The sequence below is a fragment of the Streptococcus suis genome, assembly GCA_022354845.1.
GTDB lineage: Bacteria > Bacillota > Bacilli > Lactobacillales > Streptococcaceae > Streptococcus > Streptococcus suis_AA.
This window is the reverse complement of the sequence record CP031970.1, coordinates 1,541,100-1,557,762: the sequence shown is the minus strand read 5'-3', so window position 1 is coordinate 1,557,762 and position 16,663 is coordinate 1,541,100. Positions and strand designations below refer to the sequence as shown.

General features: G+C 39.7%; 17 protein-coding genes. 14 read left to right on the top strand and 3 right to left on the bottom strand.

Features of this window, described 5'->3' with window-relative positions:
- Position 1 precedes the first annotated feature (1 nt).
- The 10 genes from D2A30_08190 to D2A30_08145 all read left to right on the top strand — a co-directional run bounded on the left by D2A30_08190 (position 2) and on the right by D2A30_08145 (position 10,295).
- Positions 2-1,024, top strand: coding sequence for a cell division protein FtsQ (locus D2A30_08190; GenBank protein ULL21553.1), 1,023 nt, complete (start codon positions 2-4; stop codon positions 1,022-1,024).
- A 143-nt stretch (positions 1,025-1,167) separates the two neighbouring features.
- Positions 1,168-2,544, top strand: coding sequence for a cell division protein FtsA (ftsA, locus tag D2A30_08185; GenBank protein ULL21552.1), 1,377 nt, complete (start codon positions 1,168-1,170; stop codon positions 2,542-2,544).
- A 23-nt stretch (positions 2,545-2,567) separates the two neighbouring features.
- Complete coding sequence (ftsZ, locus tag D2A30_08180; GenBank protein ULL21551.1) at positions 2,568-3,803, top strand: cell division protein FtsZ; 1,236 nt, start codon at positions 2,568-2,570, stop codon at positions 3,801-3,803.
- A gap of 1 nt (position 3,804) precedes the next feature.
- Positions 3,805-4,479: a YggS family pyridoxal phosphate-dependent enzyme gene (locus tag D2A30_08175; protein ID ULL21550.1), complete on the top strand. Its 675-nt coding sequence runs from the start codon at positions 3,805-3,807 to the stop codon at positions 4,477-4,479.
- Between the two features lie 14 nt (positions 4,480-4,493).
- Positions 4,494-5,060, top strand: coding sequence for a DUF552 domain-containing protein (locus tag D2A30_08170; GenBank protein ID ULL21549.1), 567 nt, complete (start codon positions 4,494-4,496; stop codon positions 5,058-5,060).
- Positions 5,061-5,065: 5 nt separating this feature from the next.
- The gene (locus tag D2A30_08165) at positions 5,066-5,329 is read left to right on the top strand and encodes a YggT family protein (protein ULL21548.1); all 264 of its coding nucleotides are present in this window, start codon (positions 5,066-5,068) and stop codon (positions 5,327-5,329) included.
- Positions 5,330-5,331: 2 nt separating this feature from the next.
- Complete coding sequence (locus D2A30_08160) at positions 5,332-6,123, top strand: RNA-binding protein (protein ID ULL21547.1); 792 nt, start codon at positions 5,332-5,334, stop codon at positions 6,121-6,123.
- An 8-nt stretch (positions 6,124-6,131) separates the two neighbouring features.
- A complete protein-coding gene (locus D2A30_08155) occupies positions 6,132-6,824 on the top strand; it encodes a DivIVA domain-containing protein (GenBank protein ULL21546.1) in 693 nt (230 codons plus the stop codon).
- Between the two features lie 227 nt (positions 6,825-7,051).
- A complete protein-coding gene (locus D2A30_08150; GenBank protein ID ULL21545.1) occupies positions 7,052-7,495 on the top strand; it encodes a GNAT family N-acetyltransferase in 444 nt (147 codons plus the stop codon).
- Between the two features lie 10 nt (positions 7,496-7,505).
- Positions 7,506-10,295 carry an isoleucine--tRNA ligase gene (locus D2A30_08145; GenBank protein ID ULL21544.1) on the top strand — a complete coding sequence of 930 codons (2,790 nt, stop codon included), beginning with the start codon at positions 7,506-7,508 and terminating at the stop codon, positions 10,293-10,295.
- Between the two features lie 63 nt (positions 10,296-10,358).
- Here the strand turns inward: D2A30_08145 and D2A30_08140 are convergent, their stop codons facing one another.
- The 3 genes from D2A30_08140 to D2A30_08130 all read right to left on the bottom strand — a co-directional run bounded on the left by D2A30_08140 (position 10,359) and on the right by D2A30_08130 (position 13,574).
- Positions 10,359-10,667 carry a DUF1827 family protein gene (locus D2A30_08140; GenBank protein ID ULL21543.1) on the bottom strand — a complete coding sequence of 103 codons (309 nt, stop codon included), beginning with the start codon at positions 10,665-10,667 and terminating at the stop codon, positions 10,359-10,361.
- A 46-nt stretch (positions 10,668-10,713) separates the two neighbouring features.
- Complete coding sequence (locus D2A30_08135; GenBank protein ID ULL21542.1) at positions 10,714-11,181, bottom strand: NUDIX domain-containing protein; 468 nt, start codon at positions 11,179-11,181, stop codon at positions 10,714-10,716.
- 146 nt (positions 11,182-11,327) lie between these two features.
- Positions 11,328-13,574 carry an ATP-dependent Clp protease ATP-binding subunit gene (locus D2A30_08130; GenBank protein ULL21541.1) on the bottom strand — a complete coding sequence of 749 codons (2,247 nt, stop codon included), beginning with the start codon at positions 13,572-13,574 and terminating at the stop codon, positions 11,328-11,330.
- 328 nt (positions 13,575-13,902) lie between these two features.
- Between D2A30_08130 and D2A30_08125 the strand changes: the two genes are divergently transcribed.
- The 4 genes from D2A30_08125 to D2A30_08110 all read left to right on the top strand — a co-directional run bounded on the left by D2A30_08125 (position 13,903) and on the right by D2A30_08110 (position 16,648).
- Positions 13,903-14,133, top strand: a complete 231-nt coding sequence (locus tag D2A30_08125; protein ID ULL21540.1) for a DUF1797 family protein — start codon at positions 13,903-13,905, stop codon at positions 14,131-14,133.
- Between the two features lie 118 nt (positions 14,134-14,251).
- Positions 14,252-14,926 (top strand): amino acid ABC transporter permease, encoded by a 675-nt coding sequence (locus tag D2A30_08120; GenBank protein ID ULL21539.1) that lies wholly within the window; start codon positions 14,252-14,254, stop codon positions 14,924-14,926.
- A 7-nt stretch (positions 14,927-14,933) separates the two neighbouring features.
- Positions 14,934-15,668 (top strand): amino acid ABC transporter ATP-binding protein, encoded by a 735-nt coding sequence (locus tag D2A30_08115; protein ID ULL21538.1) that lies wholly within the window; start codon positions 14,934-14,936, stop codon positions 15,666-15,668.
- A gap of 128 nt (positions 15,669-15,796) precedes the next feature.
- Positions 15,797-16,648: a bifunctional methylenetetrahydrofolate dehydrogenase/methenyltetrahydrofolate cyclohydrolase gene (locus tag D2A30_08110; protein ULL21537.1), complete on the top strand. Its 852-nt coding sequence runs from the start codon at positions 15,797-15,799 to the stop codon at positions 16,646-16,648.
- Positions 16,649-16,663 lie beyond the last annotated feature (15 nt).

Sequence of the window (16,663 nt, the reverse complement as noted above, 5' to 3'; positions counted from 1 at the left end):
TATGGATGAAAAAGACCCAAAAGAGTTGGTAGAAAATAAGAATTCAGAGCCATCTCTTGATTTAGATTCCTCTGTTCCAACAATGGATGCCTCAGATGATGAAAAAAGTGCCTTCTTTGAACAATGGAAATCACGGCATCAAGCTTATTTGGAGCAACAAAATCAGCAAGATGAAGAAGTTTTTGTTCCTGTAGATGAACCGGAAAAGAAAAAAAATGGCTTCCTAAAACGCTGGAAAAAAAACAAGAAAACGAATGAAACACCAACTGAAATAACGGATGATGCATTAGAACAAGAACTGGTTACTTTAAAGAAAAAGGATCCACTTCCTAGAATGGCCCTTTTAAAAGCAATCCCAGTTTTGCTGGGTAGTTTGGTTCTGTTTTTGCTTTCGCTGTATTTTATCACACCATTTAGTAAGGACAAAATCATCTCCGTACAAGGGAATGAGAGGTTAACTGCCCAAGAGGTCGAACAGCTCAGTTTGATTTCGAATCAGGATTATATTGTTACGATAGCATTGAATGCAAAAAATTATGCTGAGAACATCAAAAAAGCAAGTCCCGAGATTTCTGAAGCAACCATAGCCTATCGTTTTCCAAATGCCTTTACTATTCACGTTAAAGAGTATAAGTTGATAGGTTATCTGGAAGAAAACAGTCAATATTATCGGATTCTTTCCAGTGGAGAAATAGCTAGCGAAGCAATCCCAGCAGATCAACTTCCTGAAACCTATCTTTTAGTAAAATTGACAGATAAGGCATCAATCAAATCGCTTGCGGAGCAACTGGCCAAGGTGGATGAAACAATTACTTCCAAGATTCAAGAAATCACTTTAACACCAAGCAAAGTTACAGCGGATTTATCGACTTTGACCATGACAGATGGCAATACGATTTTGGTTCCTTTAAGTGAAATTGATACCAAGTTGCCATACTATTCAAAAATTGTGTTGGATATTGTCGAACCGTCTGTCATAGATATGGAAGTAGGAATCTATCGATATGTCAAAACTAGTCAATAAAAATATAGAAATTTTCTTAGAAAAAGCCATTCGAGACACTTTTTTTCTAGAAGATATGATATAATAAAAGATGACTAATTGCACTATTTTTTGAAAATTGGAATTATGTTTGTTAAAGTTGAAAGTAAGAGAGGACGGATAGAATGGTAAAAAGCGGCTTTTTTACGGGTTTAGATATTGGTACAAGCTCCGTTAAAGTCTTGGTGGCTGAATATACAGATAATGAAATGAATGTGATCGGAGTTAGTAGCGTAAAAAGCGCTGGCGTTAAGGATGGCATTATTGTAAATATTGATGTAGCGGCAGGTGCGATTAAAAAAGCACTAGAACAAGCAGAAGAAAAATCAGGAATTCGTATTGATAGAGTAAATGTTGGTTTACCAGCAAATCTATTGCAAATTGAACCAACCCAAGGGATGATTCCTGTCACAACAGATTCTCAAGAAATTACAGATTTAGATGTTGAGAATGTAGTGAAGTCTGCTTTAACAAAGAGTATGACACCTGAGCGCGAAGTTATTTCCTTCATTCCAGAAGAGTTCGTTGTAGATGGCTTCCAAGGGATTAAAGATCCTCGTGGTATGATGGGGATTCGTTTGGAAATGCGTGGCATGCTTTATACTGGACCACGTACCATTCTTCATAACTTACGAAAAACAGTTGAACGTGCAGGTGTTCAGGTTGAGAACATTGTGATTTCACCACTTGCTCTTACACGCTCTGTTTTGAATGAAGGAGAACGTGAATTTGGTGCAACAGTGATTGATCTTGGTGGAGGTCAAACGACTGTAGCAGTTATGAGAAACCAAGAGTTGCAATATACGAATATTTACCAAGAAGGTGGAGACTACATCACTAAGGATATTTCTAAGGTATTGACAACGTCACAAAGTATTGCAGAAAACCTTAAATTCAACTACGGAATTGCATATCCGCAGGATGCAAGTGATAAGGAAAAATTCACTGTTGAGGTGATTGGAGAAAGCACACCTGTTGAAGTAACAGAACGTTATTTATCAGAAGTTGTTTCAGCCCGTCTTCGTCAAATTTTTGACCGAGTAAGACAGGATTTGGAACGTACTCGTGCTCTTGATTTGCCAGGCGGTGTTGTCTTGGTTGGTGGCGGTGCCATTTTACCAGGTATCGCAGAATTGGCCCAAGAAGTATTGGGAGCTAATACAAAACTTTTTGTTCCAAATCAAATTGGTATCCGCAATCCTGCTTTTGCTAGCGTGATTAGTTTTGTTGAATATGTTGGTGGTTTAGAAGAAGTTGAAAAGATTGCACAGCGCGCGGTAAATGGTGAAGCTGATTTGCGTCAAAAACCTATTGATTTTACTGTTTCTCGTCCTCGAGTTGTTCCAACTATTCAACCTGAGGTGACTATTCCTGTTGAGACAAACGAGGATAATGAAAGATCTCTTCATGATTTTGAAGAAGAGCATGATGAAACACAATCAGCGACAAGAAGCAATTTCACAGATCGTCTTCGTGGTTTGTTTGGTAGCATGTTTGAATAAGTATAGAAAAGGTGATAAAAACTATGGCATTTTCATTTGAAGCAGCAGCAAGTCATGGTGCTGTCATTAAAGTAATTGGTGTCGGTGGTGGCGGTGGTAACGCCATCAACCGTATGATTGAAGAAGGTGTGGCTGGTGTTGAATTTATCGTAGCCAACACAGACGTACAAGCATTGAGTAGCTCAAAGGCAGAAACAGTTGTCCAATTGGGTCCTAAATTGACTCGTGGTTTGGGTGCTGGTGGTCAGCCTGAAGTTGGTCGCAAAGCAGCTGAAGAGAGTGAAGAAGCTTTGACCAATGTTCTTTCAGGAGCTGATATGGTCTTCATTACTGCTGGTATGGGCGGTGGATCTGGTACAGGGGCAGCTCCAGTGATTGCACGCATTGCAAAAAATTTGGGTGCTTTAACAGTTGCGGTTGTAACACGTCCATTTGGATTTGAAGGAAACAAGCGTGGCAACTTTGCGATTGAAGGAATTGAAGGTCTTCGTGAACAAGTAGATACACTCTTGATTATTTCAAACAACAACTTGCTTGAAATTGTTGATAAGAAAACTCCATTGTTGGAAGCCTTGAGTGAGGCTGATAACGTACTCCGTCAAGGTGTACAAGGGATTACCGATTTGATTACGAATCCTGGTTTGATCAACTTGGACTTCGCTGATGTGAAGACAGTGATGGAAAACAAAGGAAATGCTCTTATGGGTATTGGTATCGGTACAGGTGAAGATCGTGTTGTTGAAGCGGCTCGTAAAGCCATTTATTCACCACTTCTTGAAACAACAATTGATGGTGCTGAAGATGTCATTGTCAACGTAACTGGTGGTTACGATATGACGTTGACAGAAGCCGAAGAAGCTTCAGAGATTGTAAATCAAGCAGCTGGACAAGGTGTCAATATTTGGTTGGGAACATCAATCGATGAGTCAATGAAAGATGAAATCCGAGTAACTGTGGTTGCAACTGGTGTTCGTGAAGAACCAACAGAGCGTGCTAGCCGTTCACGTGTATCAGAGCATGTAGCACCTCGTCGCACTCAGCATTTTGATTTACCAACCAATCCTACGCCGTCTGCTAGCCGTGATGTGACTCAACCTGAGTCACCAAAAGCATCAGCATTTGGTGAATGGGATTTACGTCGTGAAAACTTAATCCGTTCTACAGAAGCAGAACCACAATCTGGTGTTTCCGTTGAAAAATTTACAATGGATGCGGATGAGGACGAATTAGATACACCGCCATTTTTCAGAAATCGTTAAAATGAATCTACAAAAAAATAGAGATGATGTGTTTGCTACTGTTGAACATGCAGAGAAAAATGCACATCGGCCTAGTCAATCAGTGAATGTCATAGCTGTCACAAAATATGTTGACAGCTCTATTGTTAGAGAATTGATTAAAACAGGTATTCATCATATTGGTGAAAATCGTGTTGATAAATTTTTAGACAAGTATCATGCCTTATCTGATCAAGAATTGACTTGGCATCTGATTGGTACACTTCAAAGAAGAAAAGTGAAAGATGTGATCAATTATGTCGATTACTTTCATGCTTTGGATTCAGTCAAATTAGCTGAGGAGATCAATAAACGTGCAGAAAAACCGATTAAATGCTTCTTACAATTGAATATTTCAGGTGAGCAAAGTAAGCATGGCTTCTCTATTGATGAATTAGAGGAGATTATTCCTCAATTGATCCCTTTTGAGAAAGTGGAAGTTGTTGGTTTGATGACAATGGCACCTTTTGATGCTGATTCAGAAGAATTAAACGAAATTTTCTCAAAAATGAATGAGATACATAAAACACTTTCAGCAAGAAACATACCGCATATGCCATTTACTGAATTAAGTATGGGAATGAGCGGTGACTATGTACAGGCAATACAACATGGGGCAACCTTTGTCCGTGTAGGCTCTGCATTTTTTACTGAATAGGGGATGAAGTAGGTATGGGAATTAAAGATACATTTAAAAATTTAGTTAACTATTTTGAAGTAGAAGATGCAAACGAGGTTGATGAACAGTACCAAGCAAATTCTACTGGTAATAAACGACCAGCAATGCATGCTGCTACAATAAAACCGATCAGCAGACCTGTTGAAAGACCAAGTCGTGGCGAATCACGAGGGGATGTAAACAGTGGATCGGAGTCGCGGTTGCAACGCTTACATGATCGTCAGCAAGAATTAATGTCTCATAGCGAACAAGGTAATTTGAAATCAACAATTGATATTAAGTTTCCAAAACGTTATGAAGATGCACCAGAAATGGTTAATCTCTTGTTGGATAATGCAAGTATTTTAATTGATTTCCAATACATGTCTGAACAACAGGCACGCCGTTGTTTGGATTATTTGGATGGGGCACGATCAGTTCTTTCTGGAAATTTAAAGAAAGTTTCAAATACAATGTGGCTGTTAACCCCTGTAAATGTAACGGTGCATATTGAGGAACTCCGTAACACAAATGTCGGTGCGAATCAAGATTCACAATTTGATTTTGATATGAAGAGGTAAATTTTATGCAATTTTTGATTTTTCTTATTTTAAAAATTGTAGAAATTTATTCGTATTTTTTATTGGCATATGCATTATTGAGCTGGTTTCCCAATCTCTATGCGACTCCATTGGGGCGTTTGATTCAGTGGGCTGTGGCACCTATATTAAAGCCGTTTAGACGGCTCAATCTACAGTTCATGGGCTTGGATTGGACAGTTATGGTTGCAATGATTGCACTCAACATTGGAACTCGTATACTGATTCGCATCCTGCTTTTGCTAGCTTAATCATGAAAAATGATAAACAAATAATGCAACATTTTGCCAAGGAAGAAAGGGAATTCGTTGAGAAAATAATGGATATGTGTCAGCAAGTTGAAGATACATATTCCTATAGATTAACGCACTTTCTACATCCCCGACAAGATGATATTGTATCTAAAATTGCGCATTATTATCAATTACAAACTTTTTCAAGTCGTGACTTCTTGCCAACTGAACATTCGAGAGTCATTATTGCTCCAAGTTACTATGAAATAGATACTCAGGATTTTAGGCTAACAGCTCTTGATTTATCTTTTTCAAGAAAGTTTCATACTCTTTCTCATTCTCAAGTATTAGGAACTTTTCTAAATCAATTGGGGATTAAAAGAGAATACTTGGGTGATATCATTGTCAATGAAGAACAGCTTTTGGTGTTTTTAGATGAAAAGTTTGGACAGATTGCTCAACAGTCTATCACCAAAATTGCTCGTGTTCCTGTCAAGGTACGAGAAATTTCATGGCTGTCAGTTCAATTATTGAACCAACAGGACTGGCGTTCAAAAGATGTTCTTGTTTCCAGTTTGAGACTGGATAAGTTGGTTGCGGTTGCTTTTAATCTTTCACGCTCTACTGCGAATAAGTTGATAGAAGCAGGGCATGTAAAGTTGGATTATCTCCAATCCGATCAACCAAGTCGGACAGTTGAAATTGGGCAATTGATTAGTGTGAGAAAACACGGTAGAATTCGATTAAACGAGTTTTTAGGTTTTTCTAAGCAAGGAAAGATAAAATTAAAGATAGACATAGTAAAAACTTAGGAGGAACCATGGTACTAACAGCACTAGAATTAAAAGATAAAACCTTCGGAACAAAATTCCGTGGTTATGATGCAGATGAAGTTGATGACTTTTTAGATATTGTAACGCGTGATTATGAAGAGTTAGTTCGTAAAAATCACGAACAAGAGCTGGAATTGAAGAGTTTGCGTGAGCGATTGGCTTATTTTGATGAAATGAAAGAATCGTTAAGCAAATCCGTTCTATTGGCTCAAGATACTGCTGAAAAAGTGAAAAAAGCTGCGGATGAGCAAGCAGCAAATATCATTAAACAAGCAGATTATGATGTGGCAACCTTATTGCATGAAGCGAAAGATAAGGCAAATGAAATTCTTCGTATCTCGACTGATAGTGCTAAAAAAGTAGCGGTTGAAACAGAAGAGTTGAAGAATAAAACACGTGTGTTCCATCAGCGCTTGAAATCAACAATCGAAAGTCAGTTGTCATTGGTAAACTCACCTGAGTGGGAGGATATTTTACGACCAACTGCATCTTACATCCAAACAAGCGATGAAGCCTTTAGAGAAGTATTGGTAAAAGTGCTTGATGAAGAAGCACCTGTGGAAGAGAAAGACTTGGATTATACCTTACAACTTTCTGAAGAAGAAATTGCAGAATTGACACGTCAAGCAACAGCATTTGAAGAAAATGAAACAATTGCCTTGTCAATTGATGAAAAATAACTGAGAGCAAAGACACTATCAATAGAAATATTTTTAGCGAGTAGGAGACGGTGGAAGCCCTACAATCCCTTTCTTGCGATAATCCCTTTGCATGATTTTTCCTGAAAGAAGTAGGGAAAGACGTCGGTTCACGTTACGAACGCTTGAGGGATAGGGGAAACTCTATCTGAACTAAGGTGGTACCACGAACTTTCGTCCTTATTTGGCGGGAGTTTTTTTTATTTTTTATGATACGATTAGAACTGGTAAACAAAGATAATTTTGATCAGGTGCTAGATCTTGAAGTAGCACCTAAAGATCAGCGCCGAGTGGCGTCAGTTGAATATTCATTAGCTCAGGCATGGCTGTATCGAGATAGTGAAGACCTATTTCCATATGCTGTTAAATCTGGACAGCTAACAGTGGGATTTCTCTTGTTGTCCTATCAGCCTATGGAAAACAGTTATTATATCTGGCGCTTGCTCATTGATCAGAAGTATCAAAATCAGAGCTTTGGCAAGGAGGTCATTCGGCAAGTGTTACAACGAGCTAGGGATGATCAGCAGTGCCATAAGGTTACCGTAAATTATGTAATCGGTAATCATAAAATGCGGTACATCTTAGAAAAATTTGGCTTTCAGCCAGTCGGTTTAGATGGTCAAGAAATGAAAATGGAATTAATTGTTAAATAAAGGAGTTATGATGAAACTAAAAGAAACCCTCAATTTGGGTAAAACAGCCTTTCCTATGCGCGCAGGTTTGCCAACACGCGAACCTGAATGGCAAAAAGCTTGGGATGAAGCAAACTTGTATGTGCGACGTCAAGAACTGAACGAAGGAAAACCGTCCTTCCACCTACACGATGGTCCTCCCTACGCAAACGGAAATATCCACGTTGGGCATGCCTTAAATAAAGTTTCTAAAGATATCATTGTCCGTTCTAAATCGATGTCTGGTTTCCGAGCTCCTTACGTACCAGGTTGGGATACTCATGGTCTTCCAATTGAGCAAGTCTTGGCAAAACAAGGTGTTAAACGGAAAGAGATGGACTTGGTTGAATACCTTGAAATGTGTCGTGATTATGCCTTAAGTCAGGTAGATAAGCAACGTGATGACTTCAAGCGTCTTGGTGTCTCTGCTGATTGGGAAAATCCATACATCACCTTGACGAAAGACTACGAAGCAACTCAAATCCGTGTCTTCGGTGCTATGGCAGACAAGGGCTATATCTACCGCGGTGCTAAGCCTGTCTACTGGTCATGGTCATCTGAATCTGCCCTTGCTGAAGCAGAAATCGAATACCATGACATTGATTCAACATCCCTTTACTATGCTAACAAGGTCAAAGATGGCAAGGGGGTGTTAGATTCAGATAGCTATATCGTTGTTTGGACAACTACACCATTTACTGTTACAGCTTCACGTGGATTGACAATGGGTGCAGATATTGATTATGTACTTGTTCAGCCAGAAGGTTCTGACCGTAAGTATGTATTGGCAGAAGCCTTGGTTGATAGTTTGGCAGCCAAATTTGGTTGGCAATCCTTCGAAGTGATTTCAAAACACAAGGGTGCTGAGTTTGAATATATTGTCACAGAGCACCCATGGGATATTGAAGTGGATGAATTGGTCATCTTGGGTGATCATGTAACGACAGATTCAGGTACTGGTATTGTCCATACGGCTCCTGGTTTTGGTGAAGATGACTATAATGTCGGAATCAAATACAATTTAGAGGTGGCCGTAACTGTCAACGAACGTGGCTTGATGATGGAAAATGCTGGTCCTGATTTTGAAGGGCAATTCTATGACAAGGTTGTTCCAACTGTAAAAGAAAAACTAGGGGACTTGCTTCTTGCTAGTGAAGTGATTAGTCACTCTTATCCATTTGACTGGCGGACCAAGAAACCAATTATCTGGCGTGCAGTGCCACAGTGGTTTGCTTCTGTTTCTAAATTCCGTCAAGAAATTTTAGATCAAATCGAAGCAACAAACTTCATTCCAGGTTGGGGTAAAACACGTCTCTACAATATGATCCGTGACCGTGGTGACTGGGTCATCTCACGTCAGCGAGCTTGGGGTGTACCACTTCCTATCTTCTATGCAGAAGATGGTACAGCGATCATGTCTAAGGAAGTGACGGACCACGTTGCAGCTCTCTTTGAAGAGCATGGTTCAATCATCTGGTGGAAATCAGAAGCTAAAGACCTTCTTCCAGCTGGATTTACTCATCCAGGTTCACCAAATGGCGAATTTACCAAAGAAACAGATATCATGGACGTATGGTTTGATTCTGGTTCATCTTGGAATGGTGTCATGAACGCTCGTGAAAACCTTGCCTATCCAGCAGACCTTTATCTTGAAGGATCTGACCAATACCGTGGCTGGTTTAACTCTTCCTTAATCACCTCTGTAGCAGTCAATGGTAATGCGCCATATAAGGCAGTATTATCACAAGGATTTGTCCTAGATGGTAAAGGCTTGAAGATGTCTAAATCTCTTGGTAATACGATTTTACCAAGTGATGTTGAAAAACAATTTGGTGCAGAAATTTTGCGTTTGTGGGTGACTTCAGTTGATACGTCAAATGATGTCCGTGTATCAATGGAAATTCTTGGACAAGTTTCTGAAACTTACAGGAAAATTCGTAACACACTCCGTTTCTTGATTGCTAATACCTCTGATTTCAATCCAGCAAGCGATGCGGTAGCTTATGACGAGCTTCGTTCAGTTGACCAATACCTCTTGGTGAAATTCAACAAACTGGTTGCACAAATCCGTGATGCCTACGATAGCTATGATTTCATGGCCATCTACAAGTCTGTGGTAAACTTTGTCACGCTTGACTTGTCAGCCTTCTACTTGGATTTTGCTAAGGACGTGGTCTACATTGATGGTGCGAAATCCTTGTCTCGCCGTCAGATGCAAACTGTTTTCTATGACATCTTGGTGAAAATTACCAAGCTCTTGACCCCAATCTTGCCACATACCGCAGAAGAAATCTGGTCATATTTGGAATACGAACCAGAAGAATTTGTACAATTGGCGGAAATGCCAGAGGTGGAAACCTTTGCGAATGATGCGCAGTTGTTGGCTGACTGGGAGAAGGTTATGGTCTTCCGTACTCAGGCACAAAAAGCCTTGGAAGAAGCGCGTAATGCAAAAGTGATTGGTAAGTCACTTGAAGCGCATTTGACAGCCTATGTCTCAGCTGAAACCAAGTCATTCTTGGAAGGCTTAAATGCTGACCTTGCTCAACTTTTGATTGTATCTGATTTGACAGTTACCACCGAAGCTGCTCCTGCATCAGCGGTAGAAGTTGATGATCTTGCCTTTACTGTTGCTCGTGCAACTGGTGAAGTTTGTGATCGTTGCCGTCGCATTGATACTAGTGTTGTAGAGCGTAGCTATGGTGCAACAATCTGTGACCACTGTGCAAGCGTAGTGGAAGAAAACTTTGCGGAAGCAGTAGCTCAAGGTTTTGAAGCGTAAGTATAAAAGTCTATCTATTTTTGGATAGGCTTTTTTCGAAAAAAAAAAGAAGCCTTGAGCTTCTTAATCTTCAGTAATAATAGGGATAGACATTTCAATTAGGCGGTCAGTATGAATCGTTTGAATGGCTGCCTTATTTATTATCCGTTCATCAACTTTCCGACGTAGAAAATAATCGCGAATTTTATTGACTTCTGCTGGTTGGATGGCACGGTATTTATTTCTAATAAGGAGCTCGTAATGTCGTGGAGCTTGTGTAAAAAGGACATCGGTGTTTCCTGCAGAATAGGTTTCTACTAGGAAAGCATCGGTATTGGCTAGTTGATTTTGCACTAATTGAGAATGACTATTCGTCGTATTGATAATTTTCATGCGAAAATTCCTCCGTCTCTTTGGCTACATTATAGCACTCTTGGGCTTATTTATCCAGTCTTTTTTGAGCTAATTCTAGCTTTTTCCATTGTTCAATTCCCCATTTGTGGCTACCACGTTTCAGTTTGTTAATAGCCTCTTCAATAGGAAACCAAGCAATATGATTAAAGTCTTCTAATGGTGCCCCAACTTGTTTGTAACTGGTAACTTGATAGATATAAGCTGGGTTGTAAAAATGAGTATCACGATGGCTGGAATAAAAATACTCAGCCGCTTGACCAAAATATTGTCCGATTTTAGCGGTGAAGCCTAATTCTTCAATTAATTCTCTTTCTAGGGCTGATAGGTGATTTTCCCCTTCCTCAATCTCTCCACCTGGGAGGAACCAGGCTCCATTAGGAGCTTGAACCAATACAATTTTCTCTAATTTCTCATCAGGAATAACAGCATAGACTCCATAACGATTGGTGTAGTGTACACCATTCTTTTTTTCACCGAAAATTGCATTTGACATGGTATTCTCCTTTTAATAGGGGCTTTTTTTTATTATACCATTTTAGCCTAAATTTTTCTTTAAGTATTTGTTGGAATTTTTTGAATTTTATGGATTGGAGATAAAAAGAGCGGGGCAACCTAGCCGGATGCCTCCGCTAACATGTTTTATTTTTCTTTTGGCGGTTGAGCTTTGATTTGGATGGTGCCTTTATTGGTCATGACAGCTCGTAAATCTTTCTCATTAGGATTCTCTAAATAGAAATCGGTAATGGCATCTTCAATTTGGTCTTGAATGGTCCTGCGAAGGGGACGTGCACCCATTTTAGGATCGTAACCAAGATCAACTAATTTTTCCTTTACTTTATCGGTCACATGTAGTCGAATACCGTTTGTAGATAAGCGACGGTTGACGTCTTCCAACATGAGACTGACAATTTGGAGCAGATGTTCTTTTGTAAGTGGTTGGAATTCAATAATTCCATCGAAGCGGTTCATGAATTCGGGAGTGAAGAAATTACCGAGTTGGCCAAGAACAGATTGTGTACGACCTTCCATAGCGGCTCCAAATCCCACGCTGGCCTCAACCTTACCTGTACCAGCATTTGAAGTCATAATGATAATGGTATCTTTGAAGCTGACTGTTCGCCCTTGTCCATCTGTCAGTCGACCGTCATCAAGAACTTGTAGGAACATGTGCATCACATCTGGATGCGCCTTTTCAACTTCATCAAGGAGAATGAGTGAGTATGGATTGCGACGGACTTTTTCTGTTAGTTGGCCAGCTTCTTCATACCCCACATATCCAGGAGGGGCACCGACTAGTTTTGCAACTGCGTGTTTTTCCATATATTCAGACATATCAAATCGAATCATGCTGTCCGCTGAACCGAAGAGCTCAATGGCTAATTGTTTTGATAATTCTGTTTTACCGACGCCAGTAGGTCCTACGAATAAGAAGGAACCAATTGGACGATTTGGTGCTCCAAGTCCTACACGATTGCGACGGATTGCTTTTGCAATTTTATCAACAGCATCGTCTTGTCCAATGACATGCGCTTTGAGATCACTTGCCAAATGTATCAATTGAGACTGTTCTTTTTCTTTCAGCTCGCCAACAGGGATATTTGTTTTTTGTTCAATGATGGCTTCGATTTCTTTTTCGGTAATGAGAGGAATATCCTCCTCACTAATCGTTGCCTTTTGCATTTCTTTATATTTTGCAATTTGGTCACGATAATAGGCAGCTTTTTCGTAATCTTCATTACGAGTTGCTTGTTCTTTACGATTTTCGGCATCAATTAACCGTTGGTCAATTTCTTTAGGATCCACGAAGTTCAAGGTTAAGTTCATTTTTGATCCAGCTTCGTCTAGCAAATCAATCGCTTTGTCAGGTAAGAATCGGTCTTGAATATAGCGGTTGGATAATACGGCCGCAGCTTCAATTGCCTCAGGGGAATATTTTACATGGTGGTAGTCTTGGTATTTATTCTGAATACCTTTTAAGATAGTGATTGTTTCTTCAACACTTGGTTCGTCAACTTTTACAGGTTGCATCCGACGTTCAAGAGCTGCATCTTTTTCTATAATGCGGTATTCATTTAAAGTAGTAGCACCGACCAGTTGCATTTCACCACGAGCGAGGGCGGGTTTTAGAATATTGCCGGCATCCATGTTTCCATCTCCTGCAGAACCAGCTCCGACAATCTCATGAATTTCATCAATGAAGAGAATAACTTCACGTCGGTTCCGAATTTCTTCCATGAGTTTTTGCATGCGTTCTTCAAATTGACCTCGGATTCCTGTTCCTTGAACAAGGCTGACAACGTCTAATCGAATGACTTCTTTGTTTTGAAGTTTATGTGGAACGTCCCCGTCTACAATTTTTTGTGCTAGTCCTTCAACGACTGCAGTTTTACCAACACCGGGCTCACCGATAAGAACGGGGTTGTTTTTGGTGCGACGGTTCAAAATTTCAATCACCCGAGTGATTTCTTGATCGCGTCCAATAACGGGGTCAATATCTCCACGTCGTGCAATCTCAGTAACATTAATCCCAAATTCTTCCAGCAATCCATTTGGTTGTGGGACTGTTTGGGTTTGACCCGCATTTGGTTGATTGAATCGACCACCACCGTTGCCACCGCCTGCTTGAGTAGGAGGTGTTTGATCTCGATTCTTACCAGCTGGGGTATTACCAGGGTAACCACCTAAATGATTGAAAAATTCACTAAAGGGATCCATATTGTTTGGATTAGTTAAGTTCTCCCCTAAGCCACGTAAGATAGCATTATTTGGATCCGTTTTCATAATTTGATAACAATTATGGCAAAGGTCAACTTTCTGTTGTTTTCCATTCATATTTGTATAGAGATGAATGGTGGCATCATTTATTTTACAGTTTGTACAGAGCATTCAATTACCTCTTTTCTAATAGTAACATTACAAAACTCTGTGAAAATTAATCTCATATTTTCCTACTCGAATGTTAGAATATTGTGTATAGATTGAGTCACATACCATTGCGCAATCAGATGAATTTCCACGAAGTAAGGTCTTTATTGAATAGTCAATAAAGGTCAGTTCTGTTTTAATTATATCAAGTTTTGGAGAAAATGCAAGAAACTGATATGCATTCTAGTCTTTCTTTTTACGAAAAATTGGGGGAAGAAATTACTTAAAAATAAGACTTTTTCACAAAATTATGGTAGAATATTTCTATATTAAGAAGAGGAGAATGAATATGGAATCACATTTGGTGAGAATTATCAATCGTCTTGAAGCCATGGCCAGTGATGGTGGTACCTTGAAACGTAATTTTGAACGTGATGGTGTTGTCGTTGCAGAAGTTGCCTACAGCTATGACGAAGAAAATGGTTCAGTATTTACCCTACGTGATGTTGCTGCTCGTGAGACATATACGTTTGACAGCATTGACTTGATTGCAATGGAAATTTACGAATTGTTGTACTAAATACAGGATAGTTAAAAGCGCCACCGGTGCTTTTTCTTTTGTGAATAATTAATCTAGGCATTTGCATAGTTATTCGAAAATGATATAATGTAGTATACGTCTTTTGAGGAGTGAAGATATGAATTTTTCTTTTTTGCCTGATTATTGGGCTTATTTTAATTATGGTGTATTAGTTACCCTTATTATCGCTGTATTTGTTGTTGCCTTTGGTAGTATTTTGGGTGTTTTATTAGCTTTTGCACAACGGAGTAAATATAAATTACTTGTCTGGTTTGCTAATATTTATGTGTGGATTTTCCGTGGGACTCCTATGGTTGTACAGATTATGATTGGTTTTACCATGACTCATTTAGTTGCTCCAACTTTTCAGTTAGGTATTTTATCAGTCGATTTGTCTCGCCTGATTCCAGGGATGGTTATTTTATCGATGAACTCGGGGGCTTATGTATCCGAAACAGTACGTGCGGGGATTAATGCTGTTCCGAAGGGACAATTGGAAGCAGCCTACTCACTTGGTATCCGTCCTTATCAAGCGATGCGCTATGTCATCATGCCTCAAGCTATCAAGAATATCCTACCTGCCTTGGGGAATGAATTTGTAACAATTGTAAAAGATAGTTCCCTTTTATCAACAATCGGCGTTGTTGAGTTGTGGAATGGAGCGACTACGGTCTCTGCGTCAACTTACATTACAACGGAGCCTTTGTTATTTGCAGCCTTCTATTATTTGATTGTGACAAGTGTGTTAACGTTGGGCGTCCAATACTTTGAGAAAAAATTGAATAAGGGGTGACATTGATATGGCAGAGGTTATTATTTCTATTAAGGGTTTGCACAAATACTTCGGAGATAATGAAGTGTTAAAGGGTATTGATTTGGATATCCAACAGGGAGAAGTTGTTGTAATTATCGGTCCATCAGGTTCTGGGAAATCAACATTTCTACGGACAATGAACCTTTTAGAGGTGCCTACTAAGGGAAATGTTACATTTGAAGGTGTCGATATCACTGATAAGTCAAATGATATCTTTAAGATGCGTGAAAAAATGGGGATGGTATTTCAACAATTTAATCTCTTCCCTAATATGACAGTCTTGGAAAATATTACCTTATCACCAATTAAGACAAAGGGAATGAAGAAGGCTGATGCTGAGAAGAAAGCCATGGACCTACTGGCTAAGGTTGGGCTACCAGATAAGGCGACTGCTTATCCACAGAGTTTATCAGGTGGGCAACAGCAACGTATTGCAATTGCTCGCGGATTGGCAATGGATCCAGATGTCTTGCTTTTTGATGAGCCTACGTCTGCCTTGGACCCTGAGATGGTCGGTGAGGTCTTATCGGTTATGCAGGATTTGGCTAAATCGGGAATGACCATGGTGATTGTAACCCACGAAATGGGTTTTGCAAGAGAAGTTGCTGATCGTGTCATCTTTATGGATGGAGGAGTAATCGTTGAAGATGGAACTCCTGAAGATGTGTTCGAACACACGAGAGAAGAACGGACGAAAGATTTCTTATCGAAAATCCTATAACGATAGATACAACAGGATAACTCCGAAAACGTTCGGAGTTTTTCTATATGTTGGATTTTCAAGGAATCGTCCATAGTCAGACGAATGTTTTTACGATATAATAGAAAAAAACTAGAGGAGATTTTAAAATGACAGTCATTGATGGTAAGGCATTAGCAGCAAAAATGCAAGTAGCTTTAGCAGAGAAAACAGCTCAATTGAAGGCAGAAAAAGGATTGATTCCGGGACTTGTAGTGATTTTAGTGGGTGAAAATCCAGCAAGTCAGGTCTATGTACGGAATAAAGAACGTTCAGCCTTAGCAGCAGGGTTTAAGAGCGAAGTAGTACGAGTACCAGATACGATTTCTGAGAAGGAGCTCTTGGCATTAATCGAACGCTATAATCAAGATTCTGAATGGCATGGTATTTTAGTCCAGTTGCCTTTACCTGTCCATATCAGTGAGGAAAAGGTTTTATTGGCAATTGATCCAGATAAGGATGTAGATGGTTTCCATCCGACTAATATGGGGAAATTCTGGTCAGGACATCCAGTTATGATTCCTTCAACACCAGCAGGGATTATGGAGATGTTCAAAGAATATCAGATCGAGCTAGAAGGAAAAACGGCTGTGGTTATCGGTCGTTCAAACATTGTTGGGAAGCCGATGGCGCAGTTGCTTTTAGATGCAAATGCGACTGTCACGATTGCTCATTCTCGGACAAAAAATCTGCCAGAATTAGCTAGACAAGCTGATATTCTTGTCGTTGCCATTGGGCGTGGACATTTTGTTACCAAGGAATTTGTCAAACCAGGGGCAGTGGTGATTGATGTTGGTATGAACCGAGATGCAAATGGCAAGCTGATTGGTGATGTCCAGTATGATGAAGTAGCAGAAGTTGCAAGCTACATCACACCAGTCCCAGGAGGAGTTGGTCCAATGACCATTACCATGCTGATGGAACAGACATATGAAGCTTGTGTCAGAAGTGAAAAGTACTAGTTTCAACTTTTATGG

Bases quoted from the DNA above. Each gene is read 5' to 3' on its own strand.
- D2A30_08110 (ULL21537.1), top strand. From the start codon at position 15,797: ATGACAGTCATTGATGGTAAGGCATTAGCAGCAAAAATGCAAGTAGCT.
- D2A30_08175 (ULL21550.1), top strand. From the start codon at position 3,805: ATGAATCTACAAAAAAATAGAGATGATGTGTTTGCTACTGTTGAACAT.
- D2A30_08125 (ULL21540.1), top strand. From the start codon at position 13,903: ATGGAATCACATTTGGTGAGAATTATCAATCGTCTTGAAGCCATGGCC.
- ftsA (ULL21552.1), top strand. From the start codon at position 1,168: ATGGTAAAAAGCGGCTTTTTTACGGGTTTAGATATTGGTACAAGCTCC.
- D2A30_08145 (ULL21544.1), top strand. From the start codon at position 7,506: ATGAAACTAAAAGAAACCCTCAATTTGGGTAAAACAGCCTTTCCTATG.
- D2A30_08140 (ULL21543.1), bottom strand. From the start codon at position 10,667: ATGAAAATTATCAATACGACGAATAGTCATTCTCAATTAGTGCAAAAT.
- D2A30_08165 (ULL21548.1), top strand. From the start codon at position 5,066: ATGCAATTTTTGATTTTTCTTATTTTAAAAATTGTAGAAATTTATTCG.
- D2A30_08160 (ULL21547.1), top strand. From the start codon at position 5,332: ATGAAAAATGATAAACAAATAATGCAACATTTTGCCAAGGAAGAAAGG.
- D2A30_08120 (ULL21539.1), top strand. From the start codon at position 14,252: ATGAATTTTTCTTTTTTGCCTGATTATTGGGCTTATTTTAATTATGGT.
- D2A30_08150 (ULL21545.1), top strand. From the start codon at position 7,052: ATGATACGATTAGAACTGGTAAACAAAGATAATTTTGATCAGGTGCTA.
- D2A30_08135 (ULL21542.1), bottom strand. From the start codon at position 11,181: ATGTCAAATGCAATTTTCGGTGAAAAAAAGAATGGTGTACACTACACC.
- D2A30_08130 (ULL21541.1), bottom strand. From the start codon at position 13,574: ATGCTCTGTACAAACTGTAAAATAAATGATGCCACCATTCATCTCTAT.
- D2A30_08190 (ULL21553.1), top strand. From the start codon at position 2: ATGGATGAAAAAGACCCAAAAGAGTTGGTAGAAAATAAGAATTCAGAG.
- D2A30_08115 (ULL21538.1), top strand. From the start codon at position 14,934: ATGGCAGAGGTTATTATTTCTATTAAGGGTTTGCACAAATACTTCGGA.
- ftsZ (ULL21551.1), top strand. From the start codon at position 2,568: ATGGCATTTTCATTTGAAGCAGCAGCAAGTCATGGTGCTGTCATTAAA.
- D2A30_08155 (ULL21546.1), top strand. From the start codon at position 6,132: ATGGTACTAACAGCACTAGAATTAAAAGATAAAACCTTCGGAACAAAA.
- D2A30_08170 (ULL21549.1), top strand. From the start codon at position 4,494: ATGGGAATTAAAGATACATTTAAAAATTTAGTTAACTATTTTGAAGTA.